Consider the following 456-nt stretch of genomic DNA (forward strand, 5'->3'; position numbering starts at 1 on the left):
GCATTGCGGAACGGACCTTGATGGAAAGATCTCGGCTGTAATTTTCGTACATGAAATTGCGAAAGGCAATATCCATCCCGCCGGTTTTGCCCTCATACTGTTTGCTGTCATAGCCATCGTTGACCGCGATGACCCTGACCCCCAAAAAGGGGAAGATGTGCTCCAGATAGTCGCCCACATCCAGATAGTTTCTGCCAAATCGAGAAAGGTCTTTGACGATGATACACTTGACCTCACCGCGCCGTGCAGCTTCGATCATCGCCTGAAACTGCGGCCGGTCCGTGTTGGTACCTGTCAGCCCATCGTCGATGAACTCTCTGATTTGAACTTCAGAAAACTCTGGATTATGCTGAACATATTCTAAAATTACCTTCCGCTGGTTGCTAATAGACTGGCTTTGGTCGGCAAGGCCATGAGCACGGTTAAAGTCCTCCAGGGAAGTCCGCAGGTAAGCGG

At 50.4% G+C, this 456-nt stretch carries 1 protein-coding gene; it reads right to left on the reverse strand.

Annotated elements, in window-relative coordinates; all coding sequences use genetic code 11:
• Positions 1 to 456: recombinase family protein (locus RX395_RS10055; protein ID WP_316367365.1), on the reverse strand; the 456-nt coding region annotated here is incomplete at both ends.

Source organism: Collinsella aerofaciens, from assembly GCF_032584215.1.
GTDB lineage: Bacteria > Actinomycetota > Coriobacteriia > Coriobacteriales > Coriobacteriaceae > Collinsella.